Origin of the sequence: Pseudoalteromonas sp. XMcav2-N, assembly GCF_024124545.1 — a bacterium.
Taxonomy (GTDB): domain Bacteria; phylum Pseudomonadota; class Gammaproteobacteria; order Enterobacterales; family Alteromonadaceae; genus Pseudoalteromonas.
The window spans coordinates 44,517-62,469 of the sequence record NZ_JAMXSF010000006.1 but is presented as its reverse complement, the minus strand read 5'-3'; the positions used below and the strand labels follow the sequence as shown (position 1 = coordinate 62,469).

Annotated in this window: 16 protein-coding genes; 3 read left to right on the top strand and 13 right to left on the bottom strand. The window is 49.1% G+C overall.

Features of this window, described 5'->3' with window-relative positions:
* Positions 1-9: 9 nt before the first annotated feature.
* The 3 genes from NH568_RS09790 to NH568_RS09780 all read right to left on the bottom strand — a co-directional run bounded on the left by NH568_RS09790 (position 10) and on the right by NH568_RS09780 (position 2,827).
* Entirely contained in the window at positions 10-975 is a 966-nt protein-coding gene (locus tag NH568_RS09790) for a hypothetical protein (protein WP_253046594.1), read from the bottom strand.
* A 104-nt stretch (positions 976-1,079) separates the two neighbouring features.
* A complete protein-coding gene (locus tag NH568_RS09785; protein WP_253046592.1) occupies positions 1,080-2,015 on the bottom strand; it encodes an NADP-dependent oxidoreductase in 936 nt (311 codons plus the stop codon).
* 125 nt (positions 2,016-2,140) lie between these two features.
* Positions 2,141-2,827 carry a thermostable hemolysin gene (locus NH568_RS09780; RefSeq protein ID WP_253046590.1) on the bottom strand — a complete coding sequence of 229 codons (687 nt, stop codon included), beginning with the start codon at positions 2,825-2,827 and terminating at the stop codon, positions 2,141-2,143.
* A 265-nt stretch (positions 2,828-3,092) separates the two neighbouring features.
* On the opposite strand from NH568_RS09780, the gene NH568_RS09775 reads away from it, so the two are divergent.
* Together NH568_RS09775 and NH568_RS09770 are read left to right on the top strand one after the other, a co-directional pair.
* Positions 3,093-3,740, top strand: a complete 648-nt coding sequence (locus NH568_RS09775; RefSeq protein WP_253046588.1) for an acyl-homoserine-lactone synthase — start codon at positions 3,093-3,095, stop codon at positions 3,738-3,740.
* Between the two features lie 150 nt (positions 3,741-3,890).
* Positions 3,891-4,625, top strand: a complete 735-nt coding sequence (locus NH568_RS09770; protein WP_253046586.1) for a LuxR family transcriptional regulator — start codon at positions 3,891-3,893, stop codon at positions 4,623-4,625.
* Positions 4,626-4,960: 335 nt separating this feature from the next.
* Here NH568_RS09770 and NH568_RS09765 read toward each other — a convergent pair whose 3' ends face one another.
* The 8 genes from NH568_RS09765 to NH568_RS09730 form a co-directional block, all read right to left on the bottom strand.
* Positions 4,961-6,265, bottom strand: coding sequence for a hypothetical protein (locus NH568_RS09765; protein WP_253046584.1), 1,305 nt, complete (start codon positions 6,263-6,265; stop codon positions 4,961-4,963).
* A 64-nt stretch (positions 6,266-6,329) separates the two neighbouring features.
* Complete coding sequence (locus NH568_RS09760; RefSeq protein WP_253046582.1) at positions 6,330-7,223, bottom strand: EamA family transporter; 894 nt, start codon at positions 7,221-7,223, stop codon at positions 6,330-6,332.
* The gene (locus NH568_RS09755; RefSeq protein ID WP_253046580.1) at positions 7,217-9,025 is read right to left on the bottom strand and encodes an alpha/beta fold hydrolase; all 1,809 of its coding nucleotides are present in this window, start codon (positions 9,023-9,025) and stop codon (positions 7,217-7,219) included. The genes NH568_RS09760 and NH568_RS09755 overlap by 7 nt, the downstream gene beginning before the upstream one ends.
* Positions 9,012-10,262: a condensation domain-containing protein gene (locus tag NH568_RS09750; RefSeq protein WP_253046578.1), complete on the bottom strand. Its 1,251-nt coding sequence runs from the start codon at positions 10,260-10,262 to the stop codon at positions 9,012-9,014. Before NH568_RS09750 ends, NH568_RS09755 begins: the two co-directional genes overlap by 14 nt.
* Before the next feature lie 2 nt (positions 10,263-10,264).
* A complete protein-coding gene (locus NH568_RS09745) occupies positions 10,265-11,728 on the bottom strand; it encodes an FAD-dependent monooxygenase (protein WP_253046576.1) in 1,464 nt (487 codons plus the stop codon).
* A gap of 53 nt (positions 11,729-11,781) precedes the next feature.
* The gene (locus tag NH568_RS09740; protein ID WP_253046574.1) at positions 11,782-12,780 is read right to left on the bottom strand and encodes an aldo/keto reductase; all 999 of its coding nucleotides are present in this window, start codon (positions 12,778-12,780) and stop codon (positions 11,782-11,784) included.
* Positions 12,781-12,917: 137 nt separating this feature from the next.
* Entirely contained in the window at positions 12,918-13,643 is a 726-nt protein-coding gene (locus tag NH568_RS09735; protein WP_253046970.1) for an HAD-IB family hydrolase, read from the bottom strand.
* Positions 13,630-14,394: an AfsA-related hotdog domain-containing protein gene (locus NH568_RS09730; RefSeq protein WP_253046572.1), complete on the bottom strand. Its 765-nt coding sequence runs from the start codon at positions 14,392-14,394 to the stop codon at positions 13,630-13,632. Before NH568_RS09730 ends, NH568_RS09735 begins: the two co-directional genes overlap by 14 nt.
* Before the next feature lie 273 nt (positions 14,395-14,667).
* On the opposite strand from NH568_RS09730, the gene NH568_RS09725 reads away from it, so the two are divergent.
* Entirely contained in the window at positions 14,668-15,378 is a 711-nt protein-coding gene (locus tag NH568_RS09725; RefSeq protein WP_253046570.1) for a hypothetical protein, read from the top strand.
* A 94-nt stretch (positions 15,379-15,472) separates the two neighbouring features.
* On the opposite strand, the gene NH568_RS09720 is transcribed toward NH568_RS09725, so the two are convergent.
* Positions 15,473-16,816, bottom strand: coding sequence for an aminotransferase class III-fold pyridoxal phosphate-dependent enzyme (locus NH568_RS09720; protein WP_253046568.1), 1,344 nt, complete (start codon positions 16,814-16,816; stop codon positions 15,473-15,475).
* The gene (locus NH568_RS09715) at positions 16,816-17,949 is read right to left on the bottom strand and encodes an aminotransferase class III-fold pyridoxal phosphate-dependent enzyme (protein WP_253046566.1); all 1,134 of its coding nucleotides are present in this window, start codon (positions 17,947-17,949) and stop codon (positions 16,816-16,818) included. Before NH568_RS09715 ends, NH568_RS09720 begins: the two co-directional genes overlap by 1 nt.
* Between the last annotated feature and the right edge of the window lie 4 nt (positions 17,950-17,953).

The following is a 17,953-nucleotide window of genomic DNA, read 5'->3' as shown; positions in this document are numbered from 1 at the left end:
ACCTCCGGCTTACTTGGCAATTAGTGGCTGGTCATACTGGATCTTCTCCAGGCCATTAATGGGGAACATGATTTGATCGTGGATCACGATGCCAGGTGGTTGTGTGCTTTCGAACACACTGCCATCTTTGTCAATAACCGTTGCAGGTGCTGCGGTAATAAAGGAAGAGGCACCTGTGATAGACGCATTCGGGTGATAACTGATGATCAGATACAACAGTGAGCTGCCATCCTCAGTAGGCAGTAGCGGACAGCCGTTAATTTCTTTTTCATAGCGCGCATTACCACGTTTATCTGTGATGAATACATTCGGCAGGCCACCGAAAGGCTGTACCACTAACTCGCCAGCCCGATCCCAGACCGCCAGCATCGAGTACATAGAATTAGGAAACAAGTGCTTGAATCTGGCCACAGTTTTCGCCGAATTATCGTTATAACACTGAAACTTGTAACGACCACGCGCTTTAGACCAGGAGCCTAAGGTGATCTCTTCTTTCGGTCCGTCGAAGAAGGGCACAGGGTTCGAGTGCTCAGGTAAACGACGCTCGATGTAGCCATGATTACCGATCAGGTCGACATAAGTTGGCTTGTCCATAATGGGACGATTTTTAAGTCGGGGATCGGCGTCTGGCATGTCCAGAAAACTCTGCAACCAGGCTACATTAACAGGATCGGTCGTTGAGGCAAGAATGGTATCAGCCTCACAGTTCTCTGCACTTAATGGCTTGGCGTCCAGCGCCCCCGGCGTTGGATCGTATTCGCCAACAAACTGAAAAGACAGATCGTTAAGGCTATCGTAAGCCGCCGGGAATTCGAATAATTTACGACCACAGTAGTTATTTACCCCTGTGGTTAAATGACCTTTTACAGTGCGTTTAGCAATAATTTGTTTGTCGTGTTCACTCTGCTGGGCTTGTGTTTGAGGTGCAGCATACAATCCGGTGGCACACAGCAGTCCGATGATCAGTTTGTTCATGAGTTTGTTCCTTTTATCCTATTGGGCTAATAGCGCATCTGCGGCTCGAAAATCTACTGGTGTTTGCCAGGACTAAGAGTGAGCCGCAATATTGAATTGAAAAGTTAAATGCTAATGACAATCTTGCCGCGCACATGCTCGGTTTCTGATAAGGCATGAGCTTCGCCGATGCTTGTAAAAGGCATTTCAACAATTTCCGGAAGCTTAATTTCTCCGTTGTCAATTAATGCACCTATCTCACTAAGCTGACCGCCGTTTGGCATCACCAGTACGCGCTCATGCGCGAAGTCATATCGGGCTGGCAGCTCGTGTGTCTTGAGTGTTGAAATATATTTGCCAGTTGCTTTGACTGTGTCGTAAATACCCGCAACATCGTTGTCGACAATATCAAAGACCACATCAAACTGACCCAGAGATTGCAGATAGTCCGGTGTGTTGTAGTCGACCACTTGATCTGCACCTAAGGTACGCAAGTAGTCATGATTCTTTGCTGATGCAACCGCCGTAACGGTGGCACCCAGACGCTTTGCAAACTGCACAGCGAAGCTGCCAACACCGCCGCTGGCACCATGAATAAGGATCGATGTCTCAGAATCGATATCAGCCAATTGATTAATCGCCTGCCAGGCGGTCAAAGAGGTAAGCGGGACAGATGCGGCTTGTGCAAAATCCAACTTCTGTGGTTTTTTCGCAACCAGCGCGGCATTCACACTAATAAACTGTGCATAGGCACCGTCTTTGGTCAGATCGCCAAACGCATAGACCGGGTCGCCAACCTGAAAGCCCGTCACGTGCTCACCGACTTTAGCCACAGTTCCGGCAACGTCCCAGCCCAGGATCAAGGGCAACTGATGAAGCTCTTCTTCTGCTAACCAGCCTTCGCGGACTTTCCAGTCAACCGGGTTAACACTGGTGTAAGCCACCTCTATCAGTACGTCGTCCTCAGCAACGTTGGGCAGTGCGACCTGCTCTTCTAGCAGTTTACTCTGCCCACCGTATTCGTGAATTCTGAGGGCCTTCATAGTCATGATGTTCGTCATATTTGCTCCTGATTAAATGTAATGAATCAACCAGTCATATGCTAATACGACGCTGTTTTTGTGCACCTGTCCAGGCAGTCAGGTTTACCCAGATAGGCCATTTGGTCGCGTTCCGGCTGCACCTTTCAGGCAGCCACTTCCAAATGATTCAGCACTTTTCCATGCTCATTCAACCTCAACTCAGCGACCTGATATTTACCAAATAGCAAAGGCAAAGTACTTTGCAAACTGGCGGCCAGATCCACTAACAGCACTTTGGGATTATGTTCATAATAGCGCCCCCAGGTAGATTGCTGCTGTTGTGGTAACATCTCGACGTTAGCCCGTGCCACTTCATGGAAATAAAACCCCAGCCGGCCAATCATTTTTTCAACGATGGGGGTAACAGTCACTAAGGTATATTTCTGACCTTTTGACCACATAATATAAGGTAAGGATTCCAGTAGTTTGAGCGCGCCACCTCGTCCCTTAAATGACGAGAATGCACCAATCTCACAAATTTCCTGACGAGACAACTCTATGCCCAATGTATCGAGCACATGTGTTTCAATGTTATCTCCTTCTATATATTGCTCCGAAAATAAGGCTTTGTTTGCCGCATAGGTAATCCCATAGGCCGCCAAATACTCTTCACAACCATTGGCGCTTTTTTTCAGTGATATGAATTCATCGACCTTAGGCTCAATGATGGCTTCATGGACCAGTTCATAGTGACTCGCGACCAGCTGCTTAAGAATAGAAAAACAGGATGAGTCTGGGTTTATGGTATTAATTGTGGACAGTGTTTGTGTACAGTTTTCGATTGCAGTCATGATATTTCCTTAATGCTAGTTTGTGATTACCTGTCCACTGTACTGCCCTATCCCCATTACAGACACAACGCAATATTTCGTTTCATTTCAAACGATTACATATCACACTGATATATTTCAGGACCTTTCACTGTCCAACAGTACAGCTGCCCATTGGATCGGTTATGCGATTTTCAGCGCTCCCTATAATGGGTCGTATTGAAGCAACACGGCTTAATAAAAAACGTACTAATGCGAAACGGCTTAATTAAAAAGGAACTGAACCATGACTAAGGCAATCTCAATCATCGAAAACAACTGGCAGGTACTGGTAACACGTGCATCAAACAAACTTATCGACTGCTTTAAACTCAGACACAGTGTTTTCTCTGAAGAACTGCGCTGGGTAAAAACAGAACAAAGTAAAATGGAAATCGATAAGTACGACTTTGCCAGCACTCATGTCATGGCCTATCAGGAAGATACTGTGAAAGGTTACATGCGTATCACTCCTGAGCATTCGCCCTGGCTGCTGAATGATACATTTAGTTTCCTGATTGAAGATAAAAACTATCAGTTTGAGAAAAACAGTGCAGAAGTAACACGTCTTGCAGTCGATATCATTTCCCGAGATGCCAAGGTAAAAGACACCTTTACAGTGTGTGACCTGTTGATAAAAGGACTACTGGCACATGCGCAGCAAAATAATATCCAATACTGGTATATCGTTGTTTCAAGACAGATTTTGTCACTACTAAAACGTAAAGGCCTGCCATGTGAAATACTGGGTAAAACAGTGACGATGCCTGATGGAGTAAGAACCGTTGCAGCCAAAATTGATGTACGCCAATTTATTTCTGCCTGTAACCAGTTTTATCTGACAAATACTGCACCAGAACCTGTGGAAAATATATCCTACCTGCAAGCTGCATAAAATATATTTAAAAAGCCGGAGCTTGGTTACCATCCGTTCCAGTAACCAAGCTGTACCCGGGATAAAAACTTCACAAATTAACACTTGACTAACCATGCACTCACCATAGAATAAATATTCTCATTAAAACGTAACTATGGTGTGCTTAATATGATTGACAAGGATAAATTGATCCAAACACTGGATTTTGTCGATAGCTGTGTAAAATCGGAAAATGACAGTACCTCAGTAAATAACTTATTTAATAAACTAGACAAACTCATTCCCATCAAAACCGCGATTTTAGCCATCGATGTACAAAATCAATTCCAGCTCACGAGTCCCTCGCAGTTATTTTCCTACAACTTGAGCAATGAGTGGCAGGATATCTACTTTCAGCGTAAGTTCTATCAACAGGACCCCGTGCTTAATGCGCTGTCTCAAAGCAACCAGGTGGTTGACTGGCAAAGTGCATTTCAGTTCTCTCCGGCAAAAGAGCAATACTCCAGTGATTTTCAGTTTTTATCTCAGAAATATGTAGGAAGTCATGGCTTGTCTATTGTCGTCAACAACCACAGTGGCTCTACCCTACTGTCTATTTCGACCGAGGCTACGACCAATAAAGCAGACGCGCATATCTTGTCTTACATCGCGCCACACTTTCACGAGCTGTTTTCACGCGATGGTGAAAACACACGACGAAAAATTGGCATGCCACAACTGTCCAAACGTGAGCTTGAGGTTTTACAATGGGCTAAAGAGGGCAAAAACAATGGTGATATTGCCATCATCCTCAGTATATCCGAGCGTACAGTGAAGTTTCATTTATCTAATATATTCACCAAGTTGAATGTGGTAAACCGTTCTCAGGCCATTGCGAAAGGCATGAGCTTCGGTATTATCTAGACTGACAAAACTCACTAAGGAAAAGAACATTATTTTGTTACAAATAATATATCCACACAAACAGCACCTTCTATTTAAGTGGATATATTATTTTCAAGATAACAGATAGGATAATACTAGACTTTATTGAAGATAATAGAAAAATATCATTTACAACAACAATCCTGTTGTTCAGACCATATAACAATGAATAAAAATAAAGCATACCAAATATTGAAATTAATCATGAACCATCGTGGTGCACTATTTACACTTAGTTCACCAACCAACATACGCGTTGTACTGTTGTAGTTATTCACACAAATACAGAAATACAACGCCCCGTCGTCATAATATTAAGCTGCCATTGCCTGTTCATCAGTTTCAGACTCCGCTATCTGCCAATTCTCAATGACAATTTCACAGCTATTCCCTTTGAGGACTTCAACATTTCCAAAGTTAATCCGCAGTGCGCCTTGCCTGTAGGCGCAGGGTTCAAATACATCCAGGCCCAGAGTTTTTGCAGCATCATGTAACTGCTTTTTAGCACGGCACAGTTTGACATTGAACTGAGTTTCATTGTCGCCAATCATACGGTGCAATAGCTCCCGCTCAACCCACCCGGTCAGCAAAGGATCGACTTTTTCGCCTTCTTCCCAGGCTTTCATTGCTTGCTCATGGTATTCGCGCACCAATAATAGCAAGATATAGTGATGTACACGCTCGCCCAGATCCACACTCTGAGAACCACGCTTAAGCAATAAGCGCACATGCCAGTCGTTGTCGCTGACCTCAAAACGCAGTGAGACTGGCGTGTCATTTTTTATCGCCGGCGTCATTTGCACGTTCCCAGGTACAGCAGTGGGAGCAGGCGTAACCTTCAGTGCTTCTTGCTCTACAAATGCCTCATCACCACCAAATAAACGTAGACAGATATATTTTTCGAGCAATGCCAGGTCAAAAAAACGCTGATAGTCACCGTAGCTTTCCAGCACTGAGCCGATCGCCAGAGCGCACTGATCTCGATTAAAAAAATGTGCACTCACCTGCAAGTAGTTGCAGCCATGTTCTATTGCACGCAGTGCATTATCATGAGCGTCAATGTTTGAAGAATAGAAGATAAATTCCGTATTCAGCTCGTAGGCCAGTGCTTTGGGCGCCAGCCACAGCATAAAATTTTCAACCCCGGCAGGGCGGAACCCGCCCAGACAATCTTCAAATGCGATCCGATCGCTGCCAATCATGTCGCAGACTCGCAGCGCTTTTTTAAGCTCCTGACTGCCAATGCGATACGCCTCTTGCAATACCAGCCTGAAGCGAAAGACCTTATGCGTCAGTGCCGACTCAAGTATATCGATCAGATCAGCAACCCGCGCTTTGCTTGCCAGCAATTCAGGCTCAACACGTACATAACATAACCGGGGCAAGTCCGCGCCTCCTTCCTCCAGCATCTGTTGCAACTGTGCTACTGTCATCGTGCCCCAGACGTCGTCCATACAGGCATCTGCCCCGGACCAGACTATGTCTGCAAATTTCGCCTGTTTACTCAGAGCCAGCAGCTCAGCCGCTACCGGCTGCTCTACACGTTCAACAAAACCCTGAAATGTGACTGGATACAGCTGTCTGTTCCAATTTTCCACCTGTTTTCGAACGGTTCCCATTTGTTGATCTCCTTTTAATCCCTCATAATCTCGACGGTAAACAGAACCACATAGTTAAATTTGTCTAGACAGCGTGCTGCGCCTGCGCACGCTGAGCCAGCACAAAGTACACCGCAATGCCGCCCCAGATAAATGCCAGTCCCAGCCACTGACCTGCCATCACCACTTCTTTAAACAGCAGCACCGCAATCAACAACATCAGTGTCGGGTTAAGATACTGGGACAGAGACACAAATGCGCTGCTAAGATGCTTCACAGAAAAGTTATAAAGTAACAAAGGCAATGTAGTTACCACCCCCAGTATGCACAGTTTCATCATGTCACCCTGCTGTAACTGATGCGATAAACCACTGCCCGGCGCGATATACTGAGACCACGCCAGATACAATAAAGCGGGTAATGCAGCACACACATGCTCCGCCGCCAGAACCACCACCGCAGGTTCCTGTAAATACCGCCTGAGCACCACATAAAGTGCAAACGTCAAGGCAATAACCAGCCCCTGCCAGGGTAGCGCAGCATAAGCTTGCATCTTGATGTACAGCAGCACGCCACACAGGCACAAGCTCAGACACGCGTACTCTTTGAGCTGCAGCCCTTCTCGATTAACCAGCTTGAGTAACAGCAAAGTCAGGACCGGTGCCAGGTAGTATCCCAGACTGGCGCTGTTGAGCTGCTCGCTGCTAATGCTGCTGATCACCAGCAACCAGTTGCTGGCTATGAGCAGAGCACTGAGGGCGATTAACTTAAACCGGGCACGCAGCAATGCAAGCAACGCGCTTTGTTGCCCCATCAGCGTTACTAACACCAGACACATCAACGTCGCCAGGACAATTCTCAGGCTCAGTAAATCAAACAGGGCAATGTGCGTCAGCTGATGAAAAAAAATCGCTGCTGACGCCCACAACAGGTAGGCAAGTAAATTACTTGCCTGCGCGGTTTTAGTGCGCCTCAACATGGCTGCGCACTCACTTGCTGAAACAACACAAAATCCTGGCCACTGGCCACACTCAGCCTGTCACCATTTCCTACTCGCTGAGGCCCGGCCTGAGGGGTGCCCTCATTGCTGAGTATGGCGGCCACCCGGGTAATATCACGACGACAGTCCGCCAACAGCTCCTGTACTGAACAACGCGGCAGCTGCTCCATTAACAGGTTAATCGGTACCAGACTGTGCAGGCTCAAACCTCGACCATAAAGTGCCCGGGTCGGGAACTCCCGGTGATAATGGAAAGTAAAGAACCCCCCGTCATGACAGCACAGTGGCAACAGCAGCTGAGGATCAATCACAGGCTCCAGTTCTATCACAGTGGTAAAGGCCCCCTGTAAGGCATCTTCTTCCAGCTGCACTGTGGTGACAGTCTCAATTCCAGCAATCTGGCTCTGGATAAGTGTCTGCTTTTGCTGTTTATTATCAACTAACAAACTCACCTGATAGCCAGCTTCGAGCAGGGCATCTGCAACCAGCGTCGTCGACAACCGCTCGCGGCCCACCAGCAAAACCCGTCCCTGCTGAACATGTTTGAGTTTTTGCCGTATCAGCCAGGCTTTGCTGTACGGGTAAATCAGGTTACCCAGCAGCTTATCATCGAGTTTCTCCGGTGCTTTAATAACATGCTGTTCACTCACCAGCACAAAATCCGCCAGCGCGCCCAGCCGCTGGCTTTCTGCCAGCAAGCACCCAAACACCCGATCGCCTATTTTTAGCGAGCTCCGACTCTCTGCCACATGCACCACTTCGCCGATAAACTGACTCAACGGTACCAAAGCACTTTGCGACAACAGCTGGGGGTATTCACCAGCTAAAATGCGCTGATCCAGCTCCGAGAAACCACATCCGGTCACTTTTACCAGCACTTGTCCGGCAGCCACCACAGGACGCGCCACAACCTGTTGATGTAAGGTCTGATCCTCGCTGTTTAACCGGCTTATCCGCATGACCTTATCATTCAGGCACCGCTCCAAAAAAGCGCTCAGTGCCCGGTTAAACTGCTGTGCATCTTCCACATGCGGACAATGATGACAATCCGCAAAAGTAAGGGCCTGAAACTGTGCAATTTGCTGCTCCAGGCCCGTGACATACTCACAGTGAATGAAAGGATCTGCTGCACCTGTGATGGCCAGTGACGGGATCTGAGCTTGCTGTAACAACGCAATTTCATCACATAGTGGCCCGCTCTGCAGACCTGCCAGGATCCCTTCGCGCACATCGGGCTGAGTCAATTCAACACTGTGCGACACTTTCAGCCACTGTGCCAAAGAAACTTGCTCTTTATTGACGAACAGACCACACACCTGCTCAACATCCTCATCGCTCAATTCAGAGCGAAAAATGCGCCCCTGAGAGGGCTCTTCTTTAAACGCTTGCGCAGCCGTATCGGCTGAAAATGGTGGTGCGCCTGCCAGTACGACGCCTTTCACCTGAGGCAAGTGAGGCAAAGCATCCAGTGCCACGTGTCCCCCCAGGCTGTGGCCAATGATGACACATTCATCCAGCTGCAATGCACCGATGAAATCACGTAATTGAATCACACATCCGGCAAAGCTGTAGGCATCACTCTTATGTGCAGCAGACGACTCCCCATGGCCAAGAAAATCCACAGCCAAACAATGGAAATGCGCACCGAAGTAGTTCATCTGGGCGTCAAACGCCGCCGCTTGTGAAGAGTTCCCATGCAAAAATATCAAAGTGGGGCCGCGCCCGGTCGACTCCAGATAACTGATGGTGCCCTGGGAGGTGGTGAGTCTAGCTCGCTTCATGATAAATCTCCTGATATTGTTCAATAAACGCGCTCACCTGACGACTAAATAGCGCATTAATTTGCTGTGCCATCGCCGTTGACATCAGAGGCTCACAGTAAGTGAAGACACAGTTCAACCTGTGCCCTGAGGTTGCCAGGTGACATGCAATCCCAACGTTTCCGGCATTGCGATTGGCAAAATTGGCATACTCCCGAACAACCACTCCGTGTCGGGCAGTATCAAACTGCACCACACCATGGTTTGTCATGGCAAAATCACAACTAAAGCGCGACGGGTTGTCCGCACTCTGACGTAACTGGTGCAGCGATTGCTCATCCATTGGCGACACATAGCCAAGCTCAGTATCAATCGTTTCAGCTAACTGCTGATCAAACTGTCGAGCAAAGGTCGGCCAGTTCGTGCTGCCTGGCATATCCAAAGCACTGACGGCTATCAAACACCCGAGTGCGGAAGCAGCGCTTTTTACTGCGGTACGCTGCCTGAGTGAGATAGCCATTAACAGGCGCAACTTGCCTGTGCTGTGCACTTGTTTAATGGCCTGAGTCAAAATGTATGTCAGGACCGTATTGAGCGCACTGCCACTGTGTTTGGCAATCGCTTTCAGTGCAATCAGTGCGTCTCGTTCAATGGTTTGTCGGCAAAACCGGGTGTGTCGTTGAGCCGGTTTTGCCTGGGTGATAACGGGCCAACCCAGATGAGCTGGCAGGGGCGCTACATTGCCTCGCGCCCGCTCGAGCTGAGATTCAATCGCCGGTGCCAGTGCACTGCGCTCGCTGTGTGTCAGGTTGTGATAACAATGCAGTAACTGGTCAAGCAGATAGGCCAGACTGTGGCCATCCACCAGCGCATGGTGGCAAGTCAGTGCAATGTGGCTTATCGCCGTATCCTGCTGCTGGACAAGCAGAACAGAGCATAACTGCCGCTGCGGCTGTAGGGGCGTGTTCAACACCGCCTGGATCAGCGACGCCAGAGCTTTGTCATGCGCGACTTCCGCCACACCGAGCTCGTGCAGCTGGCCGGTTGCAGCCGCCTCTGTAAAAGTATTCTGCTGATTATTCAGTGTCAGCATCAGTGCGGGGTTCAGCTGTAGCCAGCGTGCCATCGCTTTAGTCAGCCTCGCCTCGTCGAGCTGTTGCCCAAGTGTCAGTAAAGACGTCGTCTGAGCATTTCCCTGCACATCATGCAGGGCTGCCATTTTTCGCTCCAAAGTGCCAAGTGCTCTTATTTCATTCATGGTCAGGCACTCTCAGCCAGTAACAGTGTGTCGTTAAGAAAACGGCTGCACTGTCGTTCATTGCCACTGAAGGCAATGATCTTATCGGGCCGGACCAGCACACACTCGGCCTCAGGATCAAATTGATGTGCCACCGTCTCCCGTTGGCATACCTGGATCTGAGCCTGTTCACCGGAATACGCCACTTGTTGAGCCAAACGCTCCGCGCATGCAGCATCACTGGCAAACAAGGTATATCCCGTGCCCTGATGCCGATAGCCTTGCAGATCAAGGGGTAAATAAATACGGCCTACGCCTTTTGCTGACCCAGTTGCAGCATAATCAAGCTGATAACCTGCCGCCGCCTGAACAAATTGACGAATAAAAGGACGATTTTTCTGTTTGGGCGTAAATAGCGCTTCGTCATCTGCCGAGTGCCGGTCAAGACGCGCGATCAGCGAGGTATTTTTATCAGTCAGGCGCAGTAACGATTTGGCGTTCTGGCGGCGCTCTGCGTCATAGCTATCTAACAGCACTTCTGGCGCTTCGCCTTTAGCTACCTGAGCCAGCTTCCAGGCCAGATTATACGCATCACCAATGCCTGTATTCATACCAAAGCCACCGATCGGGCTAAATAAGTGACAGGCATCTCCGCAGATAAACACATTGCCACGTCTGAACTGGCTGGTTTCGCGATTATAAAAGGGGGCTGAGGAAATCCAGCTGGGTTCGAAAATCTCCAGATCAGGATCAAGACGCTGTAAATAGGCCTGGATCAGGTCAAAGTCGATGGTCTGCTTAGGGTCAAACGCCCCGGAAACCTTTATAACAATTCGGTGATAGCCCTCGGTCAGTGGCAGCAAAATAAAAAACCCATCTTCGCTGACCATGTAGTAGCTCTGACTGGTGTCACGGTTCCAGCGCACCTTCACATCCGCCAGAACAAAATGCATATCATAATCGTACCCACTGAAGGGTAATTTGAGTAACTCCCGGGTACGACTGCGCGCGCCATCACAGCCAACCACATAATCATAGGTCTCTTTATAAACCTGGCCATCTCGGGACAGCGTCACCTGTACCTGATCACCCTGCTGGTGCAAATCGACCAGCGCCGTGCCACGCGCCACCTCACAGCCGGTTTCGGCCATACGCGCCTGCAATGCTGCTTCGGTATCTGGTTGTGGCAGCATCAAAAAGTACGCAAAGCGGCTGTTCAGTTGTTTAAAGTCCAGCTTAAACAAACGCTGGCCTTCATAAATTAAGTTTACACTCTGGTTTTGTTTGCCACGCGCAAGTAACTGCTCCGTCACGCCCAAATCATCCAGAATATCTAGCGAAGCCGGGTTCACACTCAGCGCTTTAGAACCGGATCCCGCAGCCAAACGTGAATCAATCACGGTTGCATCAACGCCTAAACGTTTGAGTTGTAGCGCCAGCACCATGCCTGTTGGTCCGGCCCCTACAATTAAGACTTGCTTAACCATTACACATACTCTTTTGTTGAGGGGCACCCAAACCTGGGTGCCGGAACTTAGAATTACAGGTTAGTGCCTGCCAGAATCGCTTCAGGGTAGCGCTCACCCGCAACATTGTCGCGAGAGAACAACTCATCCAGAGACGTGATGATCGAGTCAGACAGGGTGACGTTCTGTGCGGCGAAATTGTCGCGCAGATATTTCACACGTTTGGTACCCGGGATAACATGGACGTTTTCATGACGGTTCAGTAGCCACGCCAGTGCAACCTGGCCTGTTGAGCAGCCCAGCTCGCGACTGATCTCTTCCACTTTATTGACCAGCGCCAGGTTAGTGTCGATATTTTCTTTCTGGAAACGAGGGAGTTTGGCGCGAAAATCTGAAGCCACGTCCGCCTGCTCGATTTGCTCTTTGCTGATCTGCCCGGTTAAAAAACCGCGCCCCAGCGGGCTGTAAGCGATAAACTGCACACCCAAGTCAATACAGGCAGGCAGGATCTCTGTTTCAATATCACGGCTCCACAGTGAATACTCACTCTGTAATGCTTCAACCTGGTGTACCTGGTTTGCACGACGCAGTGTATCGGCAGAGACTTCAGACAGACCGATGGCCTTGATCTTGCCCTCTTTAACCAGCTCAGCCAGCGCTTCCATAGGCTCTTCGATAGGCACATTCGGGTCACGACGGTGCATATAATAAATGTCCAGCGCTTCGAGGTTCATACGCTTCAGTGACGCCTCGCACGCTGCTTTGACATATTCTTTGCTGTTATCAATGATCAGGTTGTATTTGTCATTTGGATCGCGGCGAATACCAAATTTTGAGGCAAAGACGATATCATCACGCTTACTACCAATGTCACTGACAAACTGGCCCAGCAACGATTCGTTGTGACCCTGACCATACATATCCGCAGTATCGAAATGGTTATAACCCATATCCAGTGCTGCGTGCAGCGTTTCCAGAGATTGCGCATCATTGCGCTCACCGTAGAACTCACTCATTCCCATACAGCCCAAGCCAATTGGAGATACCAGTTTGTTTGCTAGTCGTTTAGACATAATTCTCTTCCATTTTAGTTAAGTTAAATTGTGTTCAATTACATTACCTGGATGCCAGAAAGCGCTTCCCCGCTGTGCAGTGCTGCTTTCTGGTTATCCTGCTGTGGTTATCCAGTTGCGTTTATTGTTGATTAAAATTAGTGGCAGACGTACTGCCTGAACGTACAGTTCTGATCAGAAATCGTGGTGAATACTTCATACCCGACGTCCTGATTTGCAATCAGAGTTGGCGCCAGCGGATCCACCAAAAACCCTTTATTAACAGCACCTAACATAGGGAAGTCACTGAGGTCATCACCAAAAGCCAGGCAAGCATCGGCAGAGATCTGGTGCTGATGTAAAAACTGCGCAATAAAATGTGCCTTCCCCTGACCTATGCTCGGCAGGTCATCCAGTTCGCCTGTATAGCGCCCACCTTTTTGCTGTTGAGGCGCGCACAACACATCACTGACCTGCCACACTGCCGCAAAAGGTGCCAGCAGGTGATACCCGGATCCGGAGACCAAAATGGTGTTATATCCGGCTTGCTGTAATGCCTTCAGTGCCGCCAGCGGAGCCGGCTTAGTGTAAGCATCTGGCTCGGGCAAAGTGGCAAACCACAGCTGCGCCGCCTCAGCAAACGCACTGACTTCAACCCCCTCAAATAAGGTGTAGTAAAAGCGATTGATTTCACTGCGAGGACGCTGCGCTGCAAATAAGCTCTCCAAGCGCTCGCGCCAGGCTCCGAAACGTTCAGCCGGAACCAAAAGCGCTTTGTCCTGTAAAAAATCGGCGAATGAAAACATACTTTTCAGGTCGATAAGCGTGTTATCGACGTCAAAGAAAGCGCAGGGTCTCTGCGCGATGACGTTAGGCTGCCACATCACAGACGGCTCCTTGCTCTGCCAATGCCGTTTGCAGGTGCTCCACCGCCTGCTTGGCCATGCTGCCTTCTTTGCGAGACAGGAATTTCTCCGGGTAGGTACTGAACTTGGTCTTCACACGAGCACAATCCTGACCGTTTTGCGATAAGGTCATCTCTACATCGAAGCACAAAGTGCCGCGTCCTTTGTCGGTGAAGCTCAAAATGCGATATTCCAGCTCCAGCGGCAGTGGAAACGCAAAGCTCAGATATTCACTATCCAGCGAGTTAATCACGAAGTAACTTTTTTCAGCTTCGGCCAGGAAATAGCGTTCGGTAATAGCCAAAAACGCCTGACGTGCCGATTCTGTCAGCACCATGCCCTGAATGTGGTGCCCGGTGACATGGTCACCCATTTCATCGCAGGCATCGTCAATATAAATAGGCAGGCGGTATACATTGTCTTCAATTTGTTGCGGTTCCCCTAACATACCGTTGCGTTTTTGATGTTTATGGGTTTCCTGTTTATTCAGCTTATTAAAGGAAGGAGTTGCAAAGGCTGCTGCCATGCCTTTTTCCTCCGCCAAATTAAGTAGTGCCTGGTAAGCATCTGCACAAATTCCCTGACCTAATACAAACTGGGTGGTCGAGAGCTGTTCATCATTGGTTTCCAGCATAGTGCGTGCTTGTTCATAAGTAGTAACGCCCGGGTTTTGTGCAAAGTTAGTGAATTTATTCCCGACCAGTACTTGGGTTTGCTTAACTGTTTTCATGATTATCTCCGTTGATGTTGGTTTATTAAGCCCGCGGCAATATTGTTGTTGCTGTCTGCCGCTTTGGTGTTTCCCATTAAAATCAACAATCGCCATGAAATATATTTCACAACCCAACACGCTGTTTCAGGTACACCGTGAAATGAAGCGATAAGCAAAGAAATATCCTGAAATGGTCTGAAATAAGGTTCCGGGTCAGACTGGTAAGCAAGTCAACACCACGTTGACAACCAACAATAACGAACTCAACTTCCACACTAAGGAACAAAGACAATGAATAAATTTCTGACTCTGGCAGCAACCACCGCACTGACTTTTGGCACAACCAGCGCTATGGCGCAGGATGATGACTGGCAAGACAATGAGATGGCTTACCAGCAAGCACAAGATGCGCCGCCATTTAACATTAAGCGAATTCTCAGAAATAAAACCTTTTTACGCAGCCTCAATAAACAACATGCATATTTTGAGGGCAGCCAGATTGTGCGACGCTTTTTCCTGTGCATTCCGGAAGCGTCTAACTTTAAGGAGGATTATGTACGGGTTGATGAAGTCAAAGCCTGCTTTAATGACATTGTCAGCCCGGCGATTGAGCTGGATCTCAATGGTAGCCTGTCCACCGGGATTGATTCCACCATACAGATCGCAACAGAAGGTCTGGCCCAACTGAGACAGAATGCATCTTTTTCACCTACTTCTTTCTATATCAGTCATTATGAAGAAGGTAACCGCCCGGGTACTGGCAGAATGGAGTTAAACTTTAATGTCCTGGTTCATCAGGAAATTGTGCAGTCCACGGATGTTGAGCTGCCATTTGAGCCATTGTTAGGGCCGCAGCTGTTCGTCAGCAATAACACCTTAGGCGTGATTGCCACTAAGCCGGGTGAGTGGAAGATTGATTTGCTAAAAGTGCGTTCAATTTTCACTGAGCAACGCCCGGATATCAGTTACCAGAATCCATTCCCTAACTATCCGATCAACTAATTGGGTGAATCCGCATCATCGCGGGTGAACTTCCATCTCCAATGTGGTCCCAAGCCCAAAAGACTGGCCTCGCGCCAGTCTTTTTATTTTTCGGTTATGCCGCTTTGACACCGGTAATTTTATATAACCACTTCCTGGGCATAGTGAACTGACGTTTGATCAGCGCATTCATCAGCTTCAGGAATAGTTTTGGACGCTTACCTAAGGTTGCAAGCACCCCTTCCAACGCTGTGATACAACGCGTGACCTCATCATGAGACACAGTCAGTGGCGGATAAAATCTTAGCACCGGATGCGTTGCCTTTTCATTCATGGAGTGACCCAAATGAATGTTGTGACGTCCCATCATCATAGTAATCGCCGTTTCAACTGCCGGACTGGCGCACTTTAATCCAGTCATCAGACCAACCCCGGGCACATCTAATACCAGATCTGGATATTTAGCTGCCACCCGGCGCATTTCGCTAAGCAGATATTCACCTTGCTTTTGCGCACGCGCCACCAATTGCTTCTGCTCGATAAAATCCAGGGCTGCCAGAGCGGCGCTGCTGCTATAGGGGTGGCCCCCGGCAGTCGCGAAGAAAGCCTCATCCACCAGGATGTCATTGCGCAGCCGCCTGTCCAGGCGCTCGGAGAAAACCGCAACAGCAATCGCCGCATGTCCACCGGTCAGACCTTTAGACAGGATCACGATATCCGGCTCCACCTGATCATAGTCGATCCCAAACATTTTGCCGCAACGACCAAACGCAGTCTGGATCTCATCTGCAACCAGGTAAGTACCATACTCCCGGCACAGGCTTTCCACTTGTTTCAGATAACCCAGCTGAGGCACCTGCAGGTAAGGCCCACCCAGTATGGGCTCGATGAAAACGGCTGCAGCACCACCTGCAATGGCTTCACGCATTTGTGCAATGTCACCAAAATCTACATACACGACGTTATCTGCCAGCTTACCAAATGGCAATCGATGACCACGCTGACCAAGAATATTGAGCGCCCCCAGAGTTTTGCCATGATAACTGTTACGGGCTACCACGATCCGGTCGCTGCTCGGGTGAGCGGTGATCACCGCACGCATAGACAATTCACTGGCCTCGGCACCCGAATTGCAGTAGTAGCTGCGATTCAGGTCGCCCGGCAGCATCTCTGCCAGACGCTGTGACAAACGCTGTGTTTGCTGGTCTTCCACCCCGACAGCACCAATTGATACTTGCTCCAGCTGCGCCGTCACTGCGGCTTGGATCTCAGGCTGGGTATGACCGACGATGAATACACCATAACTACAGGCAAAGTCGAGGAATTCATTACCAAGATGGTCGCGGATCACTGTATTGTGCGCGGTTTGTTCCATAGTACGACGGCTCACTCGGTACAGGCTCGCAGCTGTCGGGTTCCAGTGTTGATCTAAAGTCTCTACTGTTTGTTGCAGATCCATTATGCTGCCTCCTTGACGTTAACTTGCTTGATGACTTTACTTAATGTGGCGCAGGCCTGTGCTAGTTCACTGTCGCTGATCATCAAAGGCGGAGTCAGATGCAGCTCATGCCCCCGGGTAGCGACCAGTAACCCGGCTTCAGCTAATGCCAGCTTCATGGCCTTCGCTTGTGCAGCGTTTTTCAGCGTGACATACACCAGGCTCCCCGCCTGCTTACAGCTTGCCTGTCCGTCTATGCTGCTCACCAGTTGCGCACCTATCTGAGTTTGCCTGTTCGCAACCCCCTGAGACTCCAGCGCAATTAGTGCCTGTAATGCTGCCACACAACTGGCCGGGTTTCCGCCAGTGGTGCTACCATGCAACGATGGGTTTTGCTTGCCGTAAACCAAGTCATTCAGTGCCTTGTGTGTGACATACCCCCCCACTGGCACACACCCTGCGTTCAGGGCACCGCCAATGACCATCACATCGGGTACCACTGAAGTCAGTTCAGTCGCAAAATTGCGACCACAACGACCCATCCCCGTATTCACTTCATAGGCAATCATGGTGGCACCTGTACTCTTGGACAGGGTGCGCATGGTCGTCAGGAAATCTTCGTTCAATGGCAACAACTGCTGTTGCGTCAATACAGGCTCATAAACCACAGCAAGCGTTTGCGCGGTAATAGCGCTGGCTAACGCCTTACTGTCATTGGCTTCGACAAAGACAGGACGCAATGGCAGATAATCCAAAGACACGCCTGATTGTGAGAAATACTGGCCATAGCTCAGGCAACCTAAATGGCTCCCGGATACCACCACCACCTGATCGCGATCCGGGTTAGCGCCCCGGGCCAGCTTCAGTGCCCCATCAAAAGACTCTTCTCCAGAGTTACAGATATAGCTGACAGACAGCTCGCCTGGCATCAGCTGTGCAATTTTATCCACCAGACTTGCCAGCACTGGCGTGATCATTACCCGGTTTGATAATGGCATGGCCTCAACCTGGGCCTTAACCGCCGCGACAATCTCGCGCTGCCCATGACCAAAACCGCCACTGCACAAGTCAATTGCTGTACTGCCGTCATCAAATGTCAAAGTGGCGCCAGAGGCGCTTTGCAGCGCCCGGCTTGTTGATTTTACTGTCATCATTTGC

What these genes read in the sequence shown, in the direction of transcription:
- NH568_RS09790 (WP_253046594.1), bottom strand. Translation starts at nt 975, where the DNA reads ATGAACAAACTGATCATCGGACTGCTGTGTGCCACCGGATTGTATGCT.
- NH568_RS09785 (WP_253046592.1), bottom strand. Translation starts at nt 2,015, where the DNA reads ATGACGAACATCATGACTATGAAGGCCCTCAGAATTCACGAATACGGT.
- NH568_RS09780 (WP_253046590.1), bottom strand. Translation starts at nt 2,827, where the DNA reads ATGACTGCAATCGAAAACTGTACACAAACACTGTCCACAATTAATACC.
- NH568_RS09775 (WP_253046588.1), top strand. Translation starts at nt 3,093, where the DNA reads ATGACTAAGGCAATCTCAATCATCGAAAACAACTGGCAGGTACTGGTA.
- NH568_RS09770 (WP_253046586.1), top strand. Translation starts at nt 3,891, where the DNA reads ATGATTGACAAGGATAAATTGATCCAAACACTGGATTTTGTCGATAGC.
- NH568_RS09765 (WP_253046584.1), bottom strand. Translation starts at nt 6,265, where the DNA reads ATGGGAACCGTTCGAAAACAGGTGGAAAATTGGAACAGACAGCTGTAT.
- NH568_RS09760 (WP_253046582.1), bottom strand. Translation starts at nt 7,223, where the DNA reads ATGTTGAGGCGCACTAAAACCGCGCAGGCAAGTAATTTACTTGCCTAC.
- NH568_RS09755 (WP_253046580.1), bottom strand. Translation starts at nt 9,025, where the DNA reads ATGAAGCGAGCTAGACTCACCACCTCCCAGGGCACCATCAGTTATCTG.
- NH568_RS09750 (WP_253046578.1), bottom strand. Translation starts at nt 10,262, where the DNA reads ATGAATGAAATAAGAGCACTTGGCACTTTGGAGCGAAAAATGGCAGCC.
- NH568_RS09745 (WP_253046576.1), bottom strand. Translation starts at nt 11,728, where the DNA reads ATGGTTAAGCAAGTCTTAATTGTAGGGGCCGGACCAACAGGCATGGTG.
- NH568_RS09740 (WP_253046574.1), bottom strand. Translation starts at nt 12,780, where the DNA reads ATGTCTAAACGACTAGCAAACAAACTGGTATCTCCAATTGGCTTGGGC.
- NH568_RS09735 (WP_253046970.1), bottom strand. Translation starts at nt 13,643, where the DNA reads ATGTGGCAGCCTAACGTCATCGCGCAGAGACCCTGCGCTTTCTTTGAC.
- NH568_RS09730 (WP_253046572.1), bottom strand. Translation starts at nt 14,394, where the DNA reads ATGAAAACAGTTAAGCAAACCCAAGTACTGGTCGGGAATAAATTCACT.
- NH568_RS09725 (WP_253046570.1), top strand. Translation starts at nt 14,668, where the DNA reads ATGAATAAATTTCTGACTCTGGCAGCAACCACCGCACTGACTTTTGGC.
- NH568_RS09720 (WP_253046568.1), bottom strand. Translation starts at nt 16,816, where the DNA reads ATGGATCTGCAACAAACAGTAGAGACTTTAGATCAACACTGGAACCCG.
- NH568_RS09715 (WP_253046566.1), bottom strand. Translation starts at nt 17,949, where the DNA reads ATGATGACAGTAAAATCAACAAGCCGGGCGCTGCAAAGCGCCTCTGGC.